The organism is Pseudomonas ovata (assembly GCF_003131185.1).
In the GTDB taxonomy this organism is placed as follows: domain Bacteria; phylum Pseudomonadota; class Gammaproteobacteria; order Pseudomonadales; family Pseudomonadaceae; genus Aquipseudomonas; species Aquipseudomonas ovata.
In genome coordinates, this window is the sequence record NZ_QFFU01000009.1 from 70488 (window position 1) to 95034 (window position 24547).

The following is a 24547-nucleotide window of genomic DNA, read 5'->3' on the forward strand; positions in this document are numbered from 1 at the left end:
TTCTACGCTTATCCATCGCGATTGGTGCTGCCGCCCGGAGGAAATGTGGCATATCGCCATGAATATTTTCTATCCACGGCACCCTGATCGGCGCAGTCTCAACCCGCCGGATCAGCGCCTCGGCGCTCCGGGGCAGCGTCCAGGCCTTGCCAGCCACCGCCCAGTGCCGCCATCAGCTGGACACTGGCTACCAGCCGGCTTTGCAGGACATTGAGCACACTGCGTTCGTTGCTCAGCGCCGTGGCCTGTACGTTGACCACGTCCAGGTAGTCGATCAGCCCGGCCTTGAACTGGTTCTCGGTCAGGCGCATCGACTCGCGCGCCGCCGCCAGCGCTTCATCACGCACGGCGGCCTCACGCTCGTAGACTTCGAGCTGGGCCATGTAGTTTTCCACTTCCTGGAAACCATTGAGCACCGTCTGCCGGTACTGCGCCACGGTCTGGTCGTAGACCGCCTCGACCCGATCGACCTCGGCCGAGCGCCTGCCGGCGTCGAACAGGGTCAGGGCCAGTTGCGGACCGACCGACCAGAAGCGGTTCGGTGTGGTGATCCAGCTGGAAAAGGCGCTGCTGCTGTAGCCACCGCTCAGGCTCAGGGTCAGGTCGGGGAAAAAGGCCGCCTTGGCCACGCCGATATTGGCGTTGGCCGCCATGACCGAGCGCTCTGCAGCGGCAATGTCGGGGCGCCGCTCCAGCAAGGTCGACGGCACGCCGACCGGAATGGCCGGCAACGGCGGGATGTCGGTGCTGGCCTGCAGGTTGAACTCGGCCGGCGTCATGCCCATCAGCATGGCAATCGCATTTTCGTACTGGGCGCGCTGCCAGGCCAGGTCGATCAGGTCGGCCTCGGTGCTCTTGAGCTGAGTCTGGGCCTGGGCCACCGACTCGCGCCCGATGATACCGGCGCGGTACTGGTTCTGGGTCAGCTTGAGGGAGCGCTCGTAAGCCTTGACCGTGGCCTCCAGCAGGCGCTTCTGCTCATCGATCACACGCAATTGCAGGTAATTTTGCACCAGCTCCGATTGCAGGCTCAGGCGCATGGCCGCCAGATCGGCCTGGCTGGCCTCGGCACTGGCGCTGTCGGCCTCGATGCCACGGCGCAGCTTGCCCCACAGGTCGGCTTCCCAGCTCACCCCCAGTTGCGCGTTATAGGTGTCGCGGATGCCACTGTTGCTGCTCGACAGGCTGGAACTGCTGCTGCCGGTGCCTTGGGCCGAACGGGTCTTGCCGGTGGTCAGGTCCAGGGTCGGGAACAGCGAAGCGCGTGAACTGCGCACCAGCGCCTGAGCCTGGCGGTACTGGGCCTCATACTGGGCCACGGTCTGGTTGGAGCCGTTGAGCCGCTCGACCAGTTGGTTGAGCTGTGCATCCTGATAGATCTCCCACCAGGCCCCACGGGCCAGGGCATCGCTGGGACTGGCCTGGCGCCAGCCCGGCGCGGCCTTGAACTGGGCCGTGGTGTCGAAGGTCGGCTTCTGGTAATCGGGTCCGACCGTGCAGGCGCCGAGCAGCAAGACGCACAGTCCCGCCGCCAGCGGGCGCAGCAACCAGAGGGGCGTGGAGAAAGTGGCCAGGCGATGGGTCATAACGGAGTTTCCAGGGCTGCATCGGTACGCACGCCACGCCAGTGGTTGAAGCGATGGCGCAGGTTGTCCAGGTAAAGGTAAACCACCGGGGTGGTGTAAAGAGTCAGGACCTGGCTGAACACCAGGCCGCCGATGATTGTCAGGCCCAATGGCTGGCGCATTTCCGACCCTTCGGCGGTGCCCAGCAGCAACGGCAAGGCCCCCAGGATCGCCGCAATGGTGGTCATCAGAATCGGCCGCAGGCGTTGCAGGCAGGCGCGGCGGATCGACTCATGCGGGCTCATGCCCTGGTCACGCTCCAGTTGCAGCGCCAGGTCGATCATCATGATGGCGTTCTTCTTGACAATACCAATCAACAGGAACAGGCCCAGCAGGGAGATCAGGCTGAACGCCGAGCCCACGGCAAAGATGCTCAACAGCGCGCCGACGCCGGCCGATGGCAAGGTCGACAGAATAGTCAGCGGGTGGATATAGCTTTCGTACAGAATGCCCAGCACCAGGTACACCAGCACCAGGGCGCCCAGGATCATCCACGGCTGGCTTTTCTGGGTCGCAGCAAAAGCATCGCCGGTGCCGGCCATTTTCGAAATCACCTCGCTCGGCAGGCCGACGGTCGCCACCGCACGCTCGATGGCCGCGGTGGCCTGGTCCAGGGTCACGCCTTCGGCCAGGTCGAACGAGATGCTTTCAGAGGCAAACAGCCCTTCATGGGAAACCCGGTCGTTTTCCAGACTGTTCTCATAGTGGGCAATGGTCGACAGCGGCACGCGGTCGCCATTTTCAGTGATGACCTTGATTTGTTCCAGGGTACTGGGGTCCTGGGAGTATTTGGTATTGACCTCCATGACCACCTTGTACTGGTTCAGGGCGTCATAGATGGTCGACACCTGGCGCTGGCTGTAGGCGTTGTTAAGCACCGTGGTGACCATCTGCATATCAATGCCCAGGCTCTTGGCCCGGTCGCGGTCGACGATCAGGGTGATCTGTGGCGCGCCACGGCCTTCACGGGCATCAATGGCCGTCAGTTGCGGTATGGCCCTGAACGCCGCCACCACCTTGGGATACCAATCGCGCAGGAGCGCCAGGTCACCGCTTTGCAGCACATACTGGTACTGCGAACTGGCCTGGTCACGCACGCCACCGAGCTGGATATCCTGGTCGGCCTGCAGGAACAGGCGCCCACCCGGGACCTGCGGCAGGTTCTTGCGCAGCCGCTCGACAATCTTTTCCGAGGACAACTTGCGCTCGCTGAGCGGCTTGAGGCGCACGATCATGAAGGCATTGTTGATCCCTCCGCTGCCGCCGATAAAGCCGGCCACACTTTGCACGGCAGGATCGGCCAGCATCGAACGACGAAAGATTTCCATCTTTGGCTGCATGACGGTGAACGACAGACCGTCATCGCCGCGAATGAAGCCCATGATTTGCCCGGTGTCCTGCTGCGGCAGGAAGGTCTTGGGCACCATCACGTACAAGGCAATATTCACCGCGATGGTCACCAGCAGACTGGCCAGGGTCAGTCGCGGATGACGCAGCACCCAGCCCAGGCTGCGGTCGTAGCCGGCGATCATGCGCTCGTTGATGCGCTCGCTCCAGCGCTGCATTGCGTTGGGTTGTTCGCTCGAATGAGGCTTGAGCCAGCGGGCACAGAGCATCGGTGTCAGGGTCAGCGAAACCACCAGCGAGACCAGGATCGCCACTGACAGGGTGATGGCAAACTCGCGGAACAGGTTTTCTACCAGCCCGCCCATGAACAGGATGGAAATGAACACCGCCACCAGCGACACGTTCATCGACAGCAGGGTAAAGCCCACTTCCTTGGCACCGATGTAGGCCGCCTGCATCGGTGACTTACCATCATCGATATGCCGGGTGATGTTTTCCAGCACCACGATGGCATCGTCGACCACCAGGCCCGTGGCCAGGATCAGCGCCATCAACGACAGGTTGTTCAATGAAAAACCGCACAGGTGCATGATCGCGAACGAGCCCACCAGCGACACCGGCACTGCCAGGGTCGGGATCAACGAGGCCCGCAGGTTACCCAGGAACAGGAACACCACCATGATCACCAGTACTACGGCAATCAGCAGGGTCAACTCGGCCTCGTGCAAGGTAGCCTTGATCACCGGCGAACGGTCCTGGGCCACTTCCAGGCTGACGCTGGCAGGCATGACAGCGCGCAGGGCCGGCAACTGGTCCTTGATCTGCTGCACAGTCTGGATGATGTTGGCGCCCGGCTGGCGGTTGATGACCAGCAGCACGGCCGTGCGGTCATTGTAGAAGCCGCTGTTGTAGCGGTTTTCCACCGCATCGCTGACCTTGGCCACATCGCTCAGGCGCAAGGCCGCGCCATTCTGGTAGCGGATGATCAACGACGCATAGTCCTTGGCCTTTTCCAGCTGGTCGTTGGCCTGCACCTGCCAGTTGTACCGGTCGGTTTCGACAAAGCCCTTGGGTCTGCGCACGTTGCCGTTGCTGATGGTGGTGCGCACCTCGTCCAGCGACACGCCGTACTGCTCCAGCAGGTGCGGCTCCAGCTCGATGCGTACCGCTGGCAGCGAGCTGCCGCCAATCTGCACCTCGCCCACGCCAGGCACCTGGGCCAGGCTCTGTGACAGGATGGTCGAGGCCAGGTCATAGAGCTGCCCCTTGCTCAGCACATCGGAGGTCATCGCCAGCACCATGATCGGCATCTGCGAGGGATTGACCTTCTTGTAGGTCGGCATGCTGCGCATGCCACTGGGCAACAGGTTGCGTGCCGCGTTGATGGCCGCCTGCACTTCCCGGGCTGCCGCATTGATATCACGGCCCTGCTCGAACACCAGAATGACCCTGGTAGAGCCCTGGCTGGAACTGCTGGTCATGGTGGTGACCCCGGCAATGGTGCCCAGCGAGCGCTCCAGTGGTGTGGCAACGCTGGAGGCCATGATTTCCGGACTGGCACCGGCCAGGCTGGCCGATACCACGATCACCGGAAAATCCATGTTCGGCAGCGGCGCCACCGGCAACAGGCGAAAACTGAACGCACCCAGCAACATGATCGCGATGCTCAGCAGCATAGTGGCGACCGGCCGGCTGATAAAAGGCGCCGACAGGTTCATGCGTCGACCTGTGGCGCAGCCGGTGTGGTGTCAGGCTTGCGTCCCCAGCGCCGCCCCAGCCGGTCGAAGTACAGGTAGATCACCGGTGTGGTGAACAGCGTCAGCACCTGGCTGACCAGCAGCCCGCCGACCATCACCAGGCCCAGCGGCTGGCGCAGCTCGGCCCCGGAACCGGTGGCCAGCATCAGCGGCACGGCACCGAACAACGCCGCCAGGGTGGTCATCAGGATCGGCCGGAAGCGCAGCAGCGCGGCTTCATAGATCGCCGTGCGCGGGTCGATGCCACGGTTGCGCTCGGCCTCCAGGGCAAAGTCGATCATCATGATGGCGTTTTTCTTGACGATACCGATCAGCAGGATGATGCCGATGATGGCGATCATCCCCAGGTCGTTACCGGTCAACAACAAGGCCAGCAAGGCACCGACGGCGGCAGACGGCAGGGTCGAGAGAATGGTGACCGGATGAATGTAGCTCTCGTAGAGCACGCCAAGCACGATGTACATGGTCACGACCGCCGCGAGCACCAGCAGCAGGGTGCTGGACAATGAGGCCTGGAAGGCTTCTGCTGCCCCCTGGAAACGCGTCTGCACACCCAGCGGCATGCCGATGTCCTTCTGCACCTGCTCGATCACTTCGACCGCCGCCCCCAGCGATACATCCGGGGCAAGGTTGAACGACATCATCACCGCCGGGAACTGCCCCAGGTGACTGATCGCCAGCTGCGCCTGGCGCTGCTCGATGCGCGCCAGGCTCGACAGCTTGACCTGGGTGTCATCGGTGGTCTTGACGTAGATCTGTTCCAGCGCCGCCGGCCCCAGTTCGTTGGCATAGGCCGACTGCAGCACCACCCGGTACTGGCTGGCCTGGGTGTAGATCGTCGAAATCTGCCGCTGGCCGAACGCATCGTACAGCGCGTCGGTGATCGCCGACACATTGACGCCCAGGCGGCTAGCAGCATCTCGGTCGATGGCGAGGTACACCTGCAGGCCCTTGTCCTGCAGGTCGCTGGCCACGTCGGTGAGTTCCGGACGCTGCTGCAAGGCCTGTTGCAAGCGTTCGCTCCACAGACCGAGCATATCGGCGTCGGGCGATGAGAGGCTGAACTGGTACTGGGTGCGGCTAACCCGGTCTTCGATGGTCAGGTCCTGCACCGGTTGCAGGTACAGGCGGATATCGGCCAACTGGTCCAGCTGCGGCTGCAGGCGCTGGATCACCTGGCTGGCCGTCAGGTCGCGCACCTTGTGCGACTTGAGGTTGATCAGCATGCGCCCGCTGTTGAGCGTGGCATTGTCGCCGTCCACGCCGATGTAGGACGACAGGCTCTCGACCGCGGGGTCCTTGAGGATGATGGCGGCCAGCGCCTGTTGCCGTTCGCTCATGGCGGTGAACGACACCGATTGCGGCGCTTCGCTGATGCCCTGGATCACGCCGGTGTCCTGCACCGGAAAGAAGCCCTTGGGCACCGCCAGGTACAGCACCACGGTCAGCGCCATGGTGGCGATGGCCACCAGCAGGGTCAGGGCCTGATGATTCAACACCCACTGCAACTTGCGCGAATAGGCTTCGATCAACCAGTCGATCCAGGCACCGCTGGCCCGGTAAAGGCGGCCCTGCTCTTCTTCCCTGGGTTCACGCTTGAGCAGACGCGCGCACATCATCGGCGTCAGGGTCAGCGAGACCACCAGGGAAATCAGGATCGCCACCGCCAGGGTGATGGCAAATTCGCGGAACAGCCGACCGACCACATCGGCCATGAACAGCAGCGGAATCAGCACGGCGATCAGCGACAGGGTCAACGAGATCAGGGTAAAGCCAATCTGTCTGGCGCCCTTGAGCGCGGCCTGCATGGGCGTTGCGCCCTCCTCGATGTGCCGGGAAATGTTTTCCAGCATCACGATCGCATCGTCCACCACAAAGCCGGTGGCGATGGTCAGGGCCATCAGGGTCAGGTTATTGATCGAAAAGCCGGCCAGGTACATCACTCCGAACGTGCCGATCAGCGACAGCGGCACGGCAATCGACGGAATGATCGTGGCACTGATACGGCGCAGGAACACGAACGTCACCAGCACCACGAGCATGACCGCGAACACCAGTTCATGCTGGACATCGGTTACCGCCGCCCGGATGGTCTGGGTGCGATCAGTCAGCACGATGACATCCAGGCCCGCCGGCAGGTTGTCGGTGATGCTCGGCAGCATGGCCTTGATGCTGTCGACCACCTGGATGACGTTGGCCCCCGGCTGGCGCTGGATATTGAGCAACACGGCCTGGCTCTGGTTGGCCCAGGCGGCCAGGCGGTCGTTTTCGGCGCCGTCGATGATCTGCGCCACGTCCTTGAGGCGCAAGGGCGCGCCATTGCTATAGGCCAGGATCAGGTTGGCGTATTCCTGCGCCGACTTGAGCTGATCGTTGGCATCGAGCATCGAGGTGCGGATCGGGCCGTCGAAGTTACCCTTGGGCTGGTTGACGTTGGAGGCACTGATCAGGCTGCGGACATCGCTCAGGTTGAGCCCGTTGGCCGCCAGCGCCTGTGGGTTGACCTTGATCCGTACCGCCTGGCGCTGACCGCCGGCAATACTGACCATGCCCACGCCGCTGACCTGGGAGATCTTCTGCGCCATGCGCGTGTCGACCAGCTCGTTGAGCTGCGGCAGCGGCATGACCTTGGAGGTGATGGCCAGTGTCAGCACCGGGGTGTCGGCCGGGTTGACCTTGTTATACACCGGCGGCGCCGGCAGATCGGTGGGCAGCAGGTTACTGGAGGCATTGATGGCCGCCTGCACTTCCTGCTCGGCCACGTCCATGTTGAGGTCGAGGCTGAAGCGCAAGGTGATGACCGAGGCGCCCCCGGAGCTGGTCGAGGCCATCTGGGTCAAGCCGGGCATCTGCCCGAACTGTCGCTCCAGCGGTGCGGTCACTGCGCTGGTCATCACCTGTGGGCTGGCACCCGGGTACAGGGTGATCACCCGGATGGTCGGGTAGTCCACCTGCGGCAAGGCTGACACCGGCAGCAAGGTGTAGGCGATCAGACCGGCCAGTACCAGGGCCAGCATGCTCAGCGTGGTGGCGACCGGACGCAGGATGAACAGGCGCGACATATTCATGCTTGAGTCTTTTGCGTGGTATCGGCAGACGCCGAGCTGTCAGTGCCCTTGGCCGGCTGGCCCTGCAGCTTCTGGCCCGGCGTGACCGGCACGTCCTTGCTGTCGCTGACCACCTCGACGGCACTGCCGTCGCGCAGCCGATCGGTGCCTTCGAGCACCACTTGCGTGCCGGCGGCCAGCCCCTCGGTCACGACGGTGAATTGTTCATTGCCAGGCCCGGTCTTGAGCTTGCTGATCTTGACCTTTTTATCGCCATCGAGGGCATAGACAAAGGTGCCCTGGGTGCCGAACTGGAGCGCAGCGGTCGGCACCAGCACGGCCTGCCTGAGGGTGTCGGCCAGCAGGCGCACGTTGACGAACTGGTTGGGCAGCAAGGATTCGTCGCCGTTGTCGAAACGGGCCTTGAACTTGAGCGTACCGGTGGTCACGTCGATCTGGTTGTCGAGGCTGGCCAGCACGCCAGTGGCCTGTTGCTTGAGGTCGCCACGGTCCCAGGCTTCGACAGGCAGCTTGTCGCCACTGCGGTAACGGCTGATCACCGGCGCCAGCACGGTTTCAGGCAGCGTGAAGCTCACCGAGATCGGCTGGGTCTGGGTGATCACCACCAGGGCCGTGGTGTCGTTGGCAGCCACCAGGTTGCCCATGTCGAGCTGCTTGAGGCCGACACGTCCGGCGATAGGGGCGCGGATACGGGTAAATTCGAGGTTCAGGCGTGCTTCATTGACAGCCGCCTGGTTGGTCTTGATCGTGCCCTGGTACTGGTTGACCAGCGACTCGGCAGTGTCCAGCGTCTGCTTGGCGATACTGTCTTCGGCGAACAGCCCCCGGTAGCGCTGCACGTCGATCTGGGCATTCTTGAGCAGGGCCTGATTGGTTGCCAGCGTGCCTTCGGCCTGCTGCAGGGCAATCTGGTAGGTGCGCGGATCGATCTCTGCCAGCAGGTCGCCGGCCTTGACCCTCTGGCCTTCCTGGAAGTGAATCTTGATCAATTCGCCCGCCACACGGCTGCGTACGTTGATGGTGTTGGTCGCCGTCACCGTGCCCAGGGCCTTGTAGTAGATCGGGAAGTCGGCCTGGGTGGCCGGCGCCACGCGTACCGGCACCGGCTGGGTCGAGGCACCGAAACCTGGACGCGCTGCGCCACGCCCGGCGCCTGTGCCGCCTGCCGCACCGGGCCGGCCGGCCTGGGCACCGTCCTGTGGCGTCGAAGCAGGCCAGAACCACCAGCACAGGCCGATGATCGCCAACAGGACCAACAGACTTACCAACCAGCGACGAGAGTTACGAGGACCAGACGATTGCATGAATAAATCAACCATTGCAGGTGGGGCTTGTTCGGAGGCTGAACAATAAGCACAGACGGATGACAAGCAAAGCGCCTTTACCAAGCGCTTACCTTCGTCAAGCATCTGAGAAACAAGTAAAAACGGCCTGAACAAGGCAGGCCGTCGAGCAATGCCGCAGACTTACTTCAGAACGGACAAGGCCGCTTCGTAATTAGGCTCCTGGCCGATTTCGCTCACCAGCTCGCTGTGCAGGACGTTGTCGTTTTCATCCAGCACCACGACGGCGCGGGTGGTCAGGCCGGTCAGTGGGCCATCGGCAATGGCCACGCCATACTGGCTGGCGAAATCGGCACTGCGGAAGGTTGACAGGTTCTTGACGTTTTCCAGGCCTTCGCTGCCGCAGAAACGCGCCTGGGCGAACGGCAGGTCAGCCGAGACGCACAGCACGACCGTGTTTTCGAGCGTGTTGGCCTGGGCGTTGAAGGTGCGCACGGAAGTGGCGCAGGTCGGGGTGTCGACGCTTGGGAAGATGTTCAGCACCTTGCGCTGGCCGGCAAAGTCAGCCAGTGCCACATCGGCAAGGCCGGCACCTACCAGGGTAAAGGCCGGAGCGGCACTGCCCACTGCCGGCAGTTCGCCCTGGATGCTGACCGGATTGCCTTTGAGAGTTACTTGAGCCATGAAGCGAAGTCCTTTTGAAAAAGAAAAGAACCGGCAGTTAAGCATGAAAAAGCGTCACGATATAGCGCAGCGCCGCTTGATGCCAATAATGACCGGTTCCTTGTTTGACGACCCGTCAAGGGCCTTCGGTCAGAAGTCTCGTTTATAGAAAATATCCAGGGAGCTGGCCAGGCCACTGGCCGCCTCCAGGTACACCCGCTTGCTGAGCATGTAGCGCAAGGCAATGGTGTTGGCCGGCTCGAACACCCCGACCCCGTAGCGCAGGCTCAGCTTGTCGGTGATCCTGCCACTGGCCACCACACTGGTCTTGTCACCGGACCCGGAAGTGTCCAGTTCGAAGTCCTTGATGCCCAGGTTGCTGGCCAGCTTGCCGGTCGCCCCTGAACTGCCCGCCACCCCGAGCGCCAGGGCCGCCTGGGCAACCATGTTGTTGTCCTCGCTGTTGGTCCCCAGCGGCCGACCCATGACCAGATACGACAGCGCCTGCTCCTGGCTCATGGCCGGCTCCGAGAACACCTCGGTGGTGGGCTGCTCGGCACTGCCGGTCAGGCGAATGCCGGCGATCACTTCATCGACCTGACGAATGGCTTCGATATCCAGGTACGGTTGGTCGATGGGACCGGTGAACAACAGCCGGGCCTTGCGAATGGTCAGGCGCTGGCCATAGGCCCGGTAACGGCCGTCGTTGAGGTTGAGTTCACCGCGGGTGTCCATGTTGTCGCCCACATGCACGCGGCCAACCAGGTTGGCGGTCAGGCCAAAGCCCGAAAACGCCAGTTGTTCCTGGCCCACCAGCACATCGATGTCCATCGCCATGGCCATCGGCGGCTGGCCCTGTTCGGTCTGCTGGCCGACGATCACAGTGTCCTGCGACACCTTGACCGTCGAGGGCGGCAGCTCACGCACGGTGATCTTGCCCTTGGGCATGCGCACGGTGCCAGAGATCTTCAACTGGTCGTCCTGCAGGGCAATGGCAAGATCCGGTGCGGCCTCAAGCTCCGCATAGGGCTCGACCACGATCGGCAGGCGCGAACCCTTGAGGCGGATATCGACGGCCAGGGCGTTGCCCCAGGTCACCTGCCCGCCGATGCTGCCCTGCCCTGTCGCCCCGCTTTTCCAGCCACCGTCCAGTTGCACGCTTTCGCCGGCAATCTGCGCCTTGAGGTTCAGGTCCTGCAGTTGCATCGGCAGTTCCGGACCTGACACTTCGCCCCCCGAGAGCACCAGGCTGCCGTTGACCTGCGGCGCCAGCAAGCTGCCGGAAATGCGCCCGCTGCCATTGAGACGCCCCTTGAGGGTGTCGACCATCGGGGCAAAGGGCCGCGCCACGGAAACATCCACCGCACTCAAGGTAAAGTCGCCGGTCACCGGCTTGTCACGCGCCACCGGGTCGATACGGGCATTGAGCAGCAGGCGCCCCAGCCGGTTGCCATCGAACTCCAGGCGCGAATCGATGCGCTTGGGGGTCAGGCTGCTGGTGAGCTTGAGGGTGCTGTAGGGGAAATCCAGCCATTGCTGTTTATCGCGGATGCGCAGCGTGCCGCCACCCGCATCGACACTGATCTGACCGGACGGCCCTGCCGCCGGGGCATCCAGCAACACATCGGCGTTGACCAGGCCCTTCCAGGCGAAATCCTTGGGCATCCACTGCGCCAGGCTGTCGAGCGAGAAGTTTTTCAGGCGATAGCGCAAGCGCGGGTCGGGCATCAGCCGCTGGTTGTCGCCACACAGGCTGGCCGCGCCGGACACAAAACAATGCGCGCCGAAGTTGATCGTGCCATTGGCCAGGCGCTCCAGCCGCGCCGGGGCCTGCAAGCGCCAGTGCTGGCCGTTGCTCTGCACATCGCCGCTGACCAGCCGGCCGCGCCAGTTGTCTTTGTCCAGGCCACCGTCCAGAGCCATGGCCAGCTTCAACAGCGGTCCTTGCAGGTCAAGCTTGAGCTGCTGGGCCTTGAGCGTACCCTGGCCATCGACCAGCAAGGTGCCCAACCGGGTGTCGCCGCTCTGGATACCTTCGCCTTTGAGGTTCAGCGTGGCACGTTGTGCCTGATCCAGTTTGCCGCCAAGGCTCAAACGCTGCAGGCGGTTTTCCTGGAACGCCAGACCGTTGCCTTGCAGGTTCAACTGGCCTTGCGGGGCCTGCAACGTGCCGGCCAGGTCCACCCGACCCTTGATCACGCCCTGCAAACCCGGCCAGAGTTGCGCCAGCCGTGGCAGATCAAGGTCCAGTTGCCCGCGCAGTTGCCGGGCCAGTTCGCCCTTGCCCTGGATGCGGTTCTCGCCCAACCGCACCAGCAGCGAGTCGAGCGTCCATTGCTGACCATTGCCGGCGGCCTTGGCCTGTAAGGCGGCTGCCTGGCCACGCAGGCGGCCGGTCAGGTCCAGGTCGGCTTGCAGATCAAGGGTTTCGCCCTTGAGGCTGCCTTTGCTGCGCAGCGGGCCACCCAGGGTGCCGGGCAGCTCGGCCACCCAGAAAGCCGGGTTCAATGCACTCAGCTTCAGGTCGGTGTCCCAGGCCACGCCCTCGGCAAACTGCAGTTTCAGGTAGCCGGTGGCCTTGCCCTGCCCCGCCACCAGTTCCAGTTGTGGCAGATTGGCCGATTGCAGATCGCCACTGAACGGGCTTTGCAGTGTGAAGGCTCCGGCCGGGCCATCGGCCCTGGCATTGAAATTCCCCAGGTACTTGCCATCGGTGTACGACACCAGGCCCTTGAACTGGCGCAGCTTGACCTCAGGCTCGGCCACCTGCGGGTACAGGCGGTGCCAGGGAAAGTCCAGCCAGTCCAGCGTGGCATCGGCCTTCAAGCCCTCTGTCCACCCCAGGGTGCCCTTGAGCGCAACATGCTGCTGTTCACTGGCCGTCAGGTCCAGCGCCGCGATGTCGGCGCCCCTGGCATCGACCCGGCCGCGCAACGCCAGCGCGATCGGACCTTTTTCAGCTGGCAGGCTGGCCTTGCCTTGCAATTGATAGCCAGCCGCCAGATCCCCCTCGGCTACCAGGTCGAGCTTTTCCAGGGTCAGGGTGTCCGGCAGGTCGGGCGCGGCCTTGAAGCGATCGACCCGCAGGTTGACCCGGGCCGGCAGGTCATCGGCCAGCGGTTGCAGTTCGCCGGTCAGCAGGCCTTGCAGATAACCGCTGCTTTGCGCCTTGAGCTGCAAGGTCTTGAGCAGGTCGCCTTGTACCTCCAGCGCCAGGGCCCAGTCCTGGCCGCCCTGGGGCGGCAATTGCACCTGCCCGGTCAGGTTCAGCGGCCAGTCGCCGGCCGGTTGCAGCAGGCCGGCCAGCGCCAGGCGCAGGTCGTCGCGCTGCAGGTAGACCCGGTCGATCTTCAAGCCTTCGGCCGTCCAGTGCGCGGCCAGTTGCAGGTCCTGCAACTGATCGACGCCATCAAGTTGCACGCTGGCAATCTGGATGTCCTGCACTTCGAGGGCCAGGGGCAGGTTCAGGTCCGGCAAGGTCAGGGGGCCGGCCGGCTCGCTCGGCTCACTGGCTGGCAATTGCAGGCTGATCGCTCCGGTGTGCAGCGTGTCAATGCACAGGGTCATGCGCCACAGGCAGGATGGCGACCAGTCCAGCTGCGGCGCCTCGACGGCCACTCGCTGCTCGCCCTGCTGCCAGACCAGGCGCTCGGCCTGCCAGTGACCGCCCAGATGGCCGCTGAACTGTTCGACTTGCAAGCCAGGCACACGATCAAGCAACCACTGACTGCCACGCTGGGTGCTCAGCAGGCTTACCAGGATCAAGCCTGCCAATAAAAGAACGGCCAGCAAGCTGGCCGTGGTAATCATCAAACCACGCAGAAAGCGGCGCGTATTCATAGTTCCGGTCCCATGGAAAAGTGCAGGCGAACGCCGCCATCGCCGTCCAGTGGATGGGCCAGGTCAACGCGTATCGGCCCGACCGGTGAGACCCAGCGCACGCCAAAGCCGACGCCGGTCTTCAGGCTGGGCATATCCAGGGAGTTGAACGCATTGCCCTGGTCGACGAACGCCGCCAGCCGCCACTTTTCTGCAATCGAATACTGGTACTCGGCACTGGCAGCCACCATATAGCGGCCACCAATGCGGTCACCGTCGGAGTTGGTCGGCGACAGGGTCTGGTAGTCATAACCGCGCACGCTCTGGTCGCCGCCGGCGAAGAACCGCAGTGACGGCGGAATCGATGCATAGCCGTTGGTCCAGTTGCCCCCCACCTGCACCCGCCCCAGCAGGCGATGGTCACGAGCGATCGTGGTCAGGCCCTTGAGCAACGCGCTGCCGCGCAGCAGGTTGGTGTCCGACAGCGCACCCTCGGCCGCTACTTGCGCATCGAACTGCAAGCGGTAGCCATTTTGCGGATCAATGCGGTTATCGCTGCGCAAAAAGGAGTAACTCACGCCTGGCATCAACAGCGTGCTCAGGCCGGAGTCGTCGCCCAGGCGGTATTCCTCGCGCTGCCACTTCAGCGACAGCACGCGTTCCCAGCCGCTGGGCAGCTTGCTGTGCCATTCCGGCCCCAGCGTCAACAGCTTGCTGAGGGTGTCGGTGCCGGCGATTTCTTCATATTGATAGCCGCCGGCAAAGCGCAGCTTGTCGGTCAGCGGCGGGTCGAGCGGAATGTCGTACCACAACCCGATGTTCTGCCGGGGGGCGGACAGCTCCGATTCGAAACCGTAACTGTGCCCCTGCGGGTTGGCCCAGTGGCGAGTCCAGTTGGCCTTGCCACGCGGCCCCACGTCGGTGGAGAACCCCAGTCCCAGGCCCATGGTCCGGGGCTTGCGGGTTTCGAGCTGGACGTTGACCGGGATGGCCTGCTCGACCGCCGTGGTCGGCGTGGCATCGACGCGCACGCCTTCGAAATAGCCACTTGATTGCATGGCCTGGTTCAGGTCGGCGATCAGTTGCGAATCGTAAGGCGTGTTCTCCTTGAACGGCACCATGCGCCGCAGCAGGTCAGGGTCAAGCGGCGTATCGCCACTGAAGGTCACCTGCCCCAGGGTGTAGCGCGGGCCGCTGTCATAGACCAGGTCGATATCCGCTACACCGCCACGCGGGTCGACGACCAGTTGCTGATGGGTAAAGCGTCCGCTGAAAAAACCGTAGCGCGAGGCCTGGTTCTGGATCAGCTTCTTGGCGTCTTCATAAAGCCCGTGATTGAGCGGCTGTCCAGGTTGCAGCGCCGTGCTTTTCGGCACTTTGAAGGCTGCCATCGATGCCGCCGGCCCTTCGACCCGCACTGTGACGTGGCGCAGGCGCACAGGCTCGCCGGATTCGATACGCAGGATCAGTTGCGGCTGCTGGCCATCCTTGACCTCGCTGTCGATACGCGCCTGGTAATAGCCCAAGGCCTGGGCAGCGGTCCGGGCCTGTTGCACGGCACCCGGGCTGAACTGCTCAAGCGCCGCCGCATCGCGCTCGCCAAGGCTGCCTATATAACCTTCGATATTTTCCTTGAGTGCCGCATTGGCGGGCGTGACATTGACCTGCAGGCGCGCCTCGGCATGGACCGTGGCGCTCAACGACAGGACGAACAGGCTGCTGAATAGTCTTAAGGGCTTCATGGGTCCGGATGCTAACACGACTCAATGGCGGCGCCGCTCAAAGGCGAACAGGCCTGCCGCGCATGAAGCCGGGGTTTACCACTCACGTCGTGGCGTGGGTCACAGCCCGGGGGCTGGGATGAAAAAACACATGCTCACGAATCGGTCCGACCGTCACTTCACCGATTTCCTCGTAACCCTGCTGTTTATAGAACTCAAGATAGCGGGGATTTCCGGTGTCGAGGACTACGCCACGCGAATGTTCATCCACCGCACACCACTCATGCAATGTCTGCAACAGTTTCTCACTCAAATGCTGGCCCATGCGTTGGCCCTGGTAAGCGGGGTCCAGCCCCACCAGCGGCAGGACATGCACTTGCGGCGAAGGCAGGCAGGCCAGTACGGCGTTGTAATAGTCCAGGTAGCGCTGGGTACAGCTCAGGCCGGTGCTGAGTACCATGCGCAGACGCCAGGCCCAGCTTTCGGTAATGCCCAGGCGACGCTGCGGCGGGGCAATCAGGGCCACGCCTGCCAGGCGGTCTTCGACAAACAGACCCAGCGCCGGCAAGTCCTGCAGGAAATGCTGCTTGACCAGCGCGTTGACCGTGGCCTTCACACGCTGCTCGTAACCGGCGCGCTTGGCATTGAAAACATAGGCAAAGTTCGGGTCGTTGCGGTAGACCTGAAACAGCAGATTGCGGGTTTCACGCGAATAACCGCTATCAAGCTGACGAATATCGATCTGGGAAATGGATGACTCAGGCATACGGCAAAACCTCGTATTAGCGGCCGTGCAAAAAATGCGCAACTGGCATGCACAGGCTCAGAGTCATCGAGGTTCTCGACAGTTCCGGAAATAATGATGGCAATCCAATGACTGCTTGCAAGCTGGTCGTTATCAGGCAGGTCGGCTAGCATCGCCGTCTCGTTTTCGCTTCAGGATGGTCGCTTTATGAAAATCGTCTCGTTCAACATCAACGGCCTGCGCGCCCGGCCGCACCAATTGGCGGCCCTGATCGAGAAATACCAGCCGGACGTGATCGGCCTGCAGGAAACCAAGGTATCCGACGAGCAGTTTCCCCAGGCCGAGATCGAGGCTCTGGGCTATCACGTTCATTATCATGGCCAGAAAGGCCACTATGGGGTTGCCCTGCTTTCGCGCCAGGCGCCACTGACGCTGCACAAGGGTTTCGACAGCGATGACGACGAAGCCCAGAAGCGTTTTATCTGGGGCACCTACGCCGATGAACATGGCCAGCCGGTGACCATCATGAATGGCTACTTTCCTCAAGGTGAAAGCCGCGACCACCCCACCAAGTTTCCGGCCAAGCAACGCTTCTACAACGACCTGCAAACCCTGCTGGAAAGTCGTTTCAGTCATGAGCAGCCACTGGTGGTGATGGGCGACGTGAACATTTCGCCCGAGGATTGTGACATCGGCATCGGTGCCGATAACGCCAGGCGCTGGCTGAAAACCGGCAAATGCAGCTTTTTGCCCGAAGAACGTGAATGGATGGCGCGCCTCAAGAACTGGGGGCTGGTCGACAGTTTCCGCTACCTGCACCCAGAGGTGAATGACCAGTTCAGTTGGTTCGACTACCGCAGCCGCGGCTTTGAAGACCAACCCAAGCGTGGCCTGCGCATTGACCTGATCATGACCTCGAAGGGCTTGCAACCGCGCATCAAGGCTGCCGGCGTGGACTACGTCCTGCGCGGCATGGAAAAGCCTTCCGACCATGCGCCGATCTGGCTGGATCTGAACTGATACCAACGCCATCTCGTCATCGCCCCGTCATATTTGTGTCTTAATCTGCCGGCACCTTTGATGACTCACGGTGATGCAGATGCTGCGTGCCCTGCTTTACGCGCTTCTGCTGGCCGGCACGCCACCGGCCCTGGCCGCCTCGGCAGTGACGACCGATGCACCGGTCCTGAGGCTGTCGGGCTCCAATACCCTCAATGCACAATTGGGCCCTGCCCTGATCGAGGGCTTGATGCGCCAGCGCGGCCTGTATCAGGTGCAGACCTTGCCGGGGGCTGCGGCCAATGAAATGCAGGTGCAGGGCCGGGACCTCAGCGGCACGCCTTACCTGGCGGTCGTCGCCGCGCATGGATCGGGCACCGGCTTTACCGCACTGGCGCACGGGCTGGCCGATCTCGCGGCCGCTTCGCGACCGATCAAGGACGAAGAGGTGCGTGCACTGGCAGGCTTTGGCGACTTGCGCAGCGCCCAGGCCGAACATGTGATTGCCATCGACGGGGTGGCGGTGATCGTGCACCCTGCCAACCCGCTGCGTCATCTGGACACCGAGACCCTGGCGCGACTGTTCAGCGGTGAAATCCGTGACTGGCAAACCCTGGGTGGCCGACCCGGGCCCATTGCCCTGTATGCGCGTGACGATCAGTCCGGCACCTGGGAAACCTTTCAGGATCGGGTGCTGGCCAGGCATGGCAAACACCTGTCGCCGCACGCACAGCGCCTGGAGTCCAGCGAACAGCTCTCCGATGCCGTCAGCCGCAACCCCAACGCTATCGGCTTTATCGGCCTGCCTTATGTTCGACACACCCGGGCCCTGGCCATTGCCGATGGCGACTCGCAACCGATGTTGCCCAGCCTGGCGCTGATCGCCACCGAAGACTACCCGCTGTCACGCCGGTTGTACCTGTACCTGCCGCCGCACCTGCAACAACCCTGGGCCCAGGCACTGGTGCGTTTTGCCCAGAGCCCCGAAGGCCAGGCCATCGTGGCCGACAGCGGCTTTGTCGCCCAGCGCGTGCAAGCGATCACCGTCCGTCCGACAGCACAAATGCCTGCCCGCTATCAGGCACTGAGCCGGGAAGCCCGGCGCCTGTCGATCAACTTTCGCTTTGCCCAGGGCAGCGCGCGCCTGGACAACAAGGCGCTGTTTGACGTGCAACGGGTGGTCGATTACCTGAATAGTCACGACAAACTCACCCGCCAGGTCACGCTGGTCGGCTTCGGCGATGCCAAGGATGACCCGGAGCGGGCCACCCTGCTGTCACGCTTGCGCGCCATGGCCGTGCGCCGCGAGCTGTTGCGTCACGGCGTCATCCTGCGCGATGTGCTGGGCCTGGGCGAAGAAATGCCGGTGGCCACCAACGAGGTCGACGATGGACGGATCCGTAACCGCCGGGTCGAAGTCTGGGTGCATTGACTGGCCGACCCTCTCTCGCCTCTTGACAGCTTGACGCTCGTCGGGCAGCCAGTGCGACATGTTGTCACGCGGTGTTACCCTGCACGAAATCATTTCAAAAAGCGGGTAGCACGGAAACATTTTCAGGGTCACTGACTGGCCGTCACCTTATGGCATTTCAGCCAGAAGCCCGATTTACGGGGCTTTGCAAAACCTGGCACGGCTCCTGCTATATCTTTCGTACAACAAGAACAACAAATTGCAGCAACCCAATAAAAACAAGACGTAACGGCTCTGACATAACAAGAACAACACGGACAGAGACGCAGCCAACAGATTTTTTTGGAGTAGATAGCTTTTCGAGGCCTTGCCCTCGCAACCGGTCACTCACAACAAGACTGCATCAGCAGCTGACAGACAGGTTGGATCATTGATAAAAGCGACTCAGCGCTCAAAAAAATACGTTTGCTCTTGATCCTGAATGAGGATCGCCAAAAGCGGTAACGGGCCCGGTCACCAAAAACAACAACAGGCCGCCCCGAAAAATAAAAAGAGCATACAAAGAAACCTTGAAGGGGAGCCCAGGCTCCCCTTCGTGCTTTCCGGGATTTGACAAGACGCTGACTGCCTGACTGGACCGCCACTTCACTGGCACGACGTACCCCGCCCACCCCCTACACCACAAGCCGATACGCAGGAGTACCGGGCATGAGCTCCAGGCAACCCTTGGCCAGCATCCCGGTCCTTGATCTCGGCCAGGTCTACGACCAGCGCTACGCCGACGCTGACTTCCACTACGATGGCCATGGCCGACTCTGCGAATTCTTCGGTCGCAGCGTGGCGGTGCACCGCCACGACCGGCTTTTCCAGATCCACTACATCCACAACGGCCATGTCCACCTCTATCTGGACGACCACCAGTATCGCCTGGATGGCCCGCTGTGCTTCTTTACCCCGCCCGGCGTGCCTCACGCCTTCATCACTGAGGAATCCTGCGAGGGACAGGTCATTACCGTGCGTCAACAGAGGGTATGGCAGCTGTTTGAGAGCGAGGCTGCCTTGTCGCCTCGGTTGAACCAGCCACTGTGCGTTGACCTGAGCGACCAGCAAGGCGATAACGCGTGCATCGCTGCGTACCTGCCCTCGTTGTTCCAGCAAGTGGCCGATGAGTTCACCCGCCAGCGCGGCGGTCGCGAAGCCAATCTGATGGCTCTGCTGCGGCTGATCCTGGCCAACCTTCTGCGCCTGGCTGAACGGGCGCAGCGCGACAGTCCGGTGCCCGCCCAGGACCTGCTGCAGTTTCATCGCTTCAACCACCTGGTGGAGGCTCACCATGCCGAGCACTGGCCGCTGCAACGCTATGCCGCCGAACTGGGCCTGACCACCGCGCGGCTCAACCTGATTTGTCGCCGCCTGGCCGGGATGTCGTCCAAGCAGATGGTCTTCGAGCGCCAATTGCAGGAGGCCAAGCGCCTGCTGTTGCACAGCGGCCAATCGGTAAGCCAGATCTGCTTTACCCTGGGCTTTCGTGACCCTGCCTATTTCTCGCGATTCTTCAGCCGCCATGTCGGCACACCGCCAAGCGACTACCGCGACAGTCGCTCAGCCTAGGGTCTGTTGCCGTTTCAGCACGAGCCGCGTTGGTGGGCCCGATCTCGCCAGGACAGGCGCAGAGCGCAGAAAGCATCACGCCCTTTGCAAGCCCTCCAGCCACGCCTGGAGAGAGGCGCTTGCTCCTGAGCCTTGCGAAACGTCCAAGCTTAAAGGCGAAAGCTGCATTCAGCGATCCACTGCCCCGCTCCATCATGGTGCCTCCAACCATGACAGGAGCAGCTTGCGCATGCAGTACCACCTGAACGGCTTCAAGCCCGGCAACTACCAGATTACCGATGAGGCACGTAAGCCTGCATCACCGCCGCCGATGGTCGACCTGCCGAAAGAGGTCGATGTACTGATCGTCGGGTGTGGTCCGGCCGGCCTGGCGCTGGCACGCCAATTGGCGGACTTTGCCGATATCAAGACCTGTATCGTCGAGCAGAAGTCCGGGCCAATGCTGTTCGGGCAGGCCGATGGTATTTCCTGCCGCACCCTGGAAATCATGGAGGCCTTCAATAGCAGCGACCTGCTGGAGAAGGAAGCCTATCAGTTGCACAGCAACGCCTTCTGGGAGCCGGATGCGCAGCATCCGCAGCAGATCAAGCGCACGCACAAGGTTGCCGATGCGCGGCTGGGGCTGTCCGAGTTTACTCACTGCGTGGTCAACCAGGCGCGGTTGCACGACATTCTGCTCGACGGCATGGCGCATTCGGTCACGCACCTGGTGCCGCATTACAACCGCCGCTTGCTGGAGCTGGTGGTGGATCAGCGCCTGACTCAGGACCTGCACACGCATCCGGTCACCGCGACCTTCGAGCGCAATGATGCCAGCCAGTCAGGCAGGGTCGAAATTATCAAGGCGCGCTATGTGGTGGGCTGTGACGGCGCCCGCAGTGCGGTGCGCAAGAACCTGGGAATCAAACTGCAAGGTGATTCGGCCAACAAGGCATGGGGCGTGATGGATGTGCTGCCCGTGACCAATTTTCCGGACATCCGGGTGAAAAGCTTCATCCAGTCCAGGAACAGCGGCGCCGTCATGCTGGTACCGCGTGAAGGCGGCTATCTGGTGCGCCTGTATGTCGAGCTCGATCTGCTGGCCAGGGACCAGCGCGCTTCACAGCTGGCGCTGAACGCAGAGGACCTTGTCGACAAGGCCAGGCGGATCATGCATCCGTATCGGCTGGACGTGAAAGAGGTGGCCTGGTGGTCTGTCTATGAAGTCGGACAGCGCGTCGCCGAACGCTTCGACGACACTCCGGCGGACAACCCGCAGGGCCTGATTCCGCGCGCCTTCGTCGCCGGTGATGCCTGCCATACCCACAGCCCGAAAGGGGGTTGGGGGCTGAACACCTCCCTGCCCGACACCTTCAACCTGGGCTGGAAACTGGCGGCGGTGCTGCAGGGCAAGTCGCATCCGAAGCTGTTGCAGACCTACGCAGCCGAGCGCCGCAAGGTGGCGCTCATGCTGATCAACGCCGACCGGGAAATGTCGGCGCTGGTCGCTACTCGCGCCAGCAAGGACGCCGCAGCGGCCAGGACCAGTACCGCCGACATCGAAAGGTTCATCGCCCGTCAGAACGGCTTCATCGCCGGCACCTCGATTGGCTATGACCCCTCCTGGCTCTGTACAGGGCATGAGCATCAGGCGCTGGCGAGCGGATTCCCCATCGGGCAGCGCTTCCACTCCGCCAGAGCCGTGCGCGTGGCCGATGCCTGCCCGGTGCAATTGGGGCATCTGAACAAGGCGGATGGTCGCTGGCGCATCTTTATCTTTGGCGATGCAGCAAGCCCGCTGGACGCGACCTCCGAGTCGATCAGACTGGTCAGGTTCCTGGCTGAGGCGGCGACCTCTCCGGTGAGGCAATACACCCCGATCGAGGCGGATATTGACTCAGTGATCGATGTCTATGCCGTGTTCCAGCAGCAGGATCTGACCATCGAAGACATGCCGGATTTCCTCTGGCCTGCCAAGGGGCGGTACGGCCTGCGCGATTACGAAAAGGTCTTTCAGAGCAGCGCAGAATACGACCTCTTCGCCCGGCGCGGCATTGATCGGGCACGGGGCTGCATGGTGGTGGTACGTCCGGATCAGCACGTCGCCACCATCCTGCCGCTTGAGGCCCATGCAGAGCTGAGTCAATTCTTTGATGAGTTCATGCTGAAGTAAGCCCGGGACGGGGTCGTCAGCGCAGGACTGATGCCGGCCTCACAAGACAGGCGGACACGGATGGCCTCTTTATTTCAGAGGAGCGCAAAAAAGAGCTTGACGCTCAAATGATAATGATTATTATTGCATCAGCCGGTCGAGAGACTGGCTGGTAACCCCGGAGTCTTAGGTCGACTCCCGGATTATCTCCTCATCAGGCTAATCACGGTTTTTGACCCGGCTTTTTGCCGGGTCTTTTTTTTGGGTGTTTCTCGCTGCTTCAGGCTAATGAAGTCGGTGCGTGTTGCGTATGGGGGGCATCATAGCAAAACAACATCGGGCCGCCCCATAGATTTTGCCTTGCCGGTTGATCAAATTCTGTAATTGTTGACGCTTTTCACTTGAGAATGATTCTTGAACTCATTAGTCTAGAGGGCATTGCCGATGCGCCCTACGGCACTCAAGGATACCCTCCCTTTATGGACGACCTGCGAGCGATCCACCATGAGTAGTCAGCTCTCGCCTTTGCTGCCCCTGCCCGCCCAACCTGCCTGCGACGTGAACGCACACACATTCGAGCTGGCCCGACGCCTGCGCAAACTGTCACGCCGCACCCGGCAAATCTTCCTGCTCAGCCGCCTTGAACATCAGTCATACGCACAAATCGCCGGTTTTCTGGGCGTCGATGTCGGCAAGGTCGAGCGCGCCATGCTGCGTGTCATGCGCCATACCCATCGTCCATTGTCCGACACCGACGCCTTGCTGGCGGCGCACGATCAGGCCGATGCCTGGTATATCCACCTGCAAAGCCCGGCGGCCACCGCCAGCCAGCGCATCGAGTTTCGCCACTGGCTGGATGCCCATCCCGGTCATCTGGCCGCCTTCCAGGCCAGTGAGCGTCTGTGGCGCCAGCTACAGGCGCCGGCCGCCCTGCTGGGTGCCTCGGGCTGGCATCAACGCAAGCGTCGGGCCTACCTGGGCTGGTACCTGGCCACCGGCTTTGTCTGCAGCCTGATGATGACCGCCGAGGCTTTCAGCTGACCATAGATGGCCGATTCATGACAGAACACGACGGGCAAGCCCTGTAAAGTAAGTGTCATACCCGATACTTGCGCACACAGGGAGACACCGTGAGTCTGAACATCAGCGCCGACTTCGACAGCGGCAATATTCAAGTCATCGATGCCAGCGACCCTGCCTGCATCGAACTGGCCATCCGCCCCGACACCCGCAGCGCGCATTTCCAGTGGTTCCACTTCAAGGCCAGCGGACTGGTCCCGGGCGATCACTACACCTTCAGGCTGGGCAATGTCGGCAACTCCAGCTACAAGCACGCCTGGAGTGGCTATAACGCCGTGGCTTCGGTCGACCACACCCACTGGTTTCGCGTTGCGTCCGGCTTCGACGGCCAGGCACTGACCTTTACCTTCAAGGCCGAACAGCCCCAGGCCTGGTTTGCCTACTTCGAACCCTACAGCCGCGAGCGCCATGATGCGCTGGTCGCCCAGGCCGTGGACGCCGCCGGTTGCGAGCTGCTGGCCAGCGGAGCGAGCGTCGAAGGCCGGGCCATCCCGCTGCTGCGCAAGGGCGATGGGGCACCCGGCAAGCGCAAGCTCTGGATCATCGCCCAGCAACATCCGGGCGAGCACATGGCCGAATGGTTCATGGAAGGGGTGATCGAGCATTTGCAGCAGACCGGGGACGAAGCGCTGCAGCACTTGCTGGCGGCGGCCGACCTGTACCTGGTGCCGAACATGAACCCCGATGGCGCCTGGCATGGTCACCTGCGCACCAACGCCCAGGGCAAGGACCTCAACCGCGCCTGGCAGGACAGCAACGCGCAGGACACCCCGGAAGTGTTCTTTATCCAGCAGCAGATGGAGCACTACGGCGTCGATCTGTTTCTCGATGTGCACGGCGACGAGGAAATCCCCTATGTCTTCGCCGCCGCCTGTGAGGGCAACCCTGGCTACACGGCCCAACAGGCCGAACTCGAAGCCCTGTTTCGCAGCACCCTGGAAGACATCACACCCCATTTCCAGAGTGTCCATGGCTACCCGCGCAGCGCACCCGGCCAGGCCAACATGGCCCTGGCCTGCAACAGCGTGGGCGAACGATACAAATGCCTGGCGCTGACCCTGGAAATGCCGTTCAAGGATCATGACAGCGCACCAGACCCGGTCACCGGCTGGTCGGGCCAACGCTCCAAGGCACTGGGGCGCGACGTACTGACGACCTTGTCGCGCCTGGTGCATGTCGTGCGTTGAGCCTGCAACACTGCACGCGCTGCCGTGGCCGGACAAAGGACTGTCCGGCCTGATCGCCCGCCCTTCCCGAGGACGGCGCAAAGCATCAATGGGCTATCAT

General features: G+C 62.5%; 14 protein-coding genes. 6 read left to right on the plus strand and 8 right to left on the minus strand.

The window, feature by feature from the left end; all coding sequences use genetic code 11:
• Nucleotides 1–98: 98 nt before the first annotated feature.
• The 8 genes from DGA31_RS14315 to DGA31_RS14350 form a co-directional block, all read right to left on the minus strand.
• A complete protein-coding gene (locus DGA31_RS14315) occupies nt 99–1586 on the minus strand; it encodes an efflux transporter outer membrane subunit (protein WP_109512981.1) in 1488 nt (495 codons plus the stop codon).
• Nucleotides 1583–4690, minus strand: a complete 3108-nt coding sequence (locus tag DGA31_RS14320; RefSeq protein ID WP_109512982.1) for an efflux RND transporter permease subunit — start codon at nt 4688–4690, stop codon at nt 1583–1585. The genes DGA31_RS14315 and DGA31_RS14320 overlap by 4 nt, the downstream gene beginning before the upstream one ends.
• Nucleotides 4687–7797, minus strand: coding sequence for an MdtB/MuxB family multidrug efflux RND transporter permease subunit (locus DGA31_RS14325; protein WP_109512983.1), 3111 nt, complete (start codon nt 7795–7797; stop codon nt 4687–4689). Before DGA31_RS14325 ends, DGA31_RS14320 begins: the two co-directional genes overlap by 4 nt.
• Nucleotides 7794–9116 (minus strand): MdtA/MuxA family multidrug efflux RND transporter periplasmic adaptor subunit, encoded by a 1323-nt coding sequence (locus DGA31_RS14330; RefSeq protein ID WP_109512984.1) that lies wholly within the window; start codon nt 9114–9116, stop codon nt 7794–7796. The genes DGA31_RS14325 and DGA31_RS14330 overlap by 4 nt, the downstream gene beginning before the upstream one ends.
• Nucleotides 9117–9263: 147 nt before the next feature.
• Nucleotides 9264–9764: a thiol peroxidase gene (gene tpx, locus DGA31_RS14335; RefSeq protein ID WP_056839644.1), complete on the minus strand. Its 501-nt coding sequence runs from the start codon at nt 9762–9764 to the stop codon at nt 9264–9266.
• Nucleotides 9765–9893: 129 nt separating this feature from the next.
• Entirely contained in the window at nt 9894–13583 is a 3690-nt protein-coding gene (locus DGA31_RS14340) for a translocation/assembly module TamB domain-containing protein (protein WP_109512985.1), read from the minus strand.
• Complete coding sequence (locus tag DGA31_RS14345) at nt 13580–15304, minus strand: autotransporter assembly complex protein TamA (RefSeq protein ID WP_109512986.1); 1725 nt, start codon at nt 15302–15304, stop codon at nt 13580–13582. The genes DGA31_RS14340 and DGA31_RS14345 overlap by 4 nt, the downstream gene beginning before the upstream one ends.
• Nucleotides 15305–15386: 82 nt before the next feature.
• Complete coding sequence (locus DGA31_RS14350) at nt 15387–16049, minus strand: GNAT family N-acetyltransferase (protein ID WP_109512987.1); 663 nt, start codon at nt 16047–16049, stop codon at nt 15387–15389.
• A gap of 186 nt (nt 16050–16235) precedes the next feature.
• Between DGA31_RS14350 and xthA the strand changes: the two genes are divergently transcribed.
• From xthA to DGA31_RS14380, 6 genes are all read left to right on the plus strand, one after another.
• Nucleotides 16236–17048 (plus strand): exodeoxyribonuclease III, encoded by an 813-nt coding sequence (xthA, locus tag DGA31_RS14355; RefSeq protein WP_109512988.1) that lies wholly within the window; start codon nt 16236–16238, stop codon nt 17046–17048.
• Nucleotides 17049–17127: 79 nt separating this feature from the next.
• The gene (locus DGA31_RS14360; RefSeq protein WP_109513070.1) at nt 17128–18459 is read left to right on the plus strand and encodes a substrate-binding domain-containing protein; all 1332 of its coding nucleotides are present in this window, start codon (nt 17128–17130) and stop codon (nt 18457–18459) included.
• A 687-nt stretch (nt 18460–19146) separates the two neighbouring features.
• Nucleotides 19147–20049, plus strand: a complete 903-nt coding sequence (gene hpaA, locus DGA31_RS14365) for a 4-hydroxyphenylacetate catabolism regulatory protein HpaA (RefSeq protein WP_109512989.1) — start codon at nt 19147–19149, stop codon at nt 20047–20049.
• The gene (locus tag DGA31_RS14370) at nt 19967–22201 is read left to right on the plus strand and encodes an FAD-dependent monooxygenase (protein WP_206606839.1); all 2235 of its coding nucleotides are present in this window, start codon (nt 19967–19969) and stop codon (nt 22199–22201) included. Before hpaA ends, DGA31_RS14370 begins: the two co-directional genes overlap by 83 nt.
• Before the next feature lie 483 nt (nt 22202–22684).
• Complete coding sequence (locus DGA31_RS14375) at nt 22685–23221, plus strand: sigma factor-like helix-turn-helix DNA-binding protein (protein WP_056839637.1); 537 nt, start codon at nt 22685–22687, stop codon at nt 23219–23221.
• 89 nt (nt 23222–23310) lie between these two features.
• The gene (locus tag DGA31_RS14380) at nt 23311–24447 is read left to right on the plus strand and encodes a M14 family metallopeptidase (RefSeq protein WP_109512991.1); all 1137 of its coding nucleotides are present in this window, start codon (nt 23311–23313) and stop codon (nt 24445–24447) included.
• Nucleotides 24448–24547: the final 100 nt, after the last annotated feature.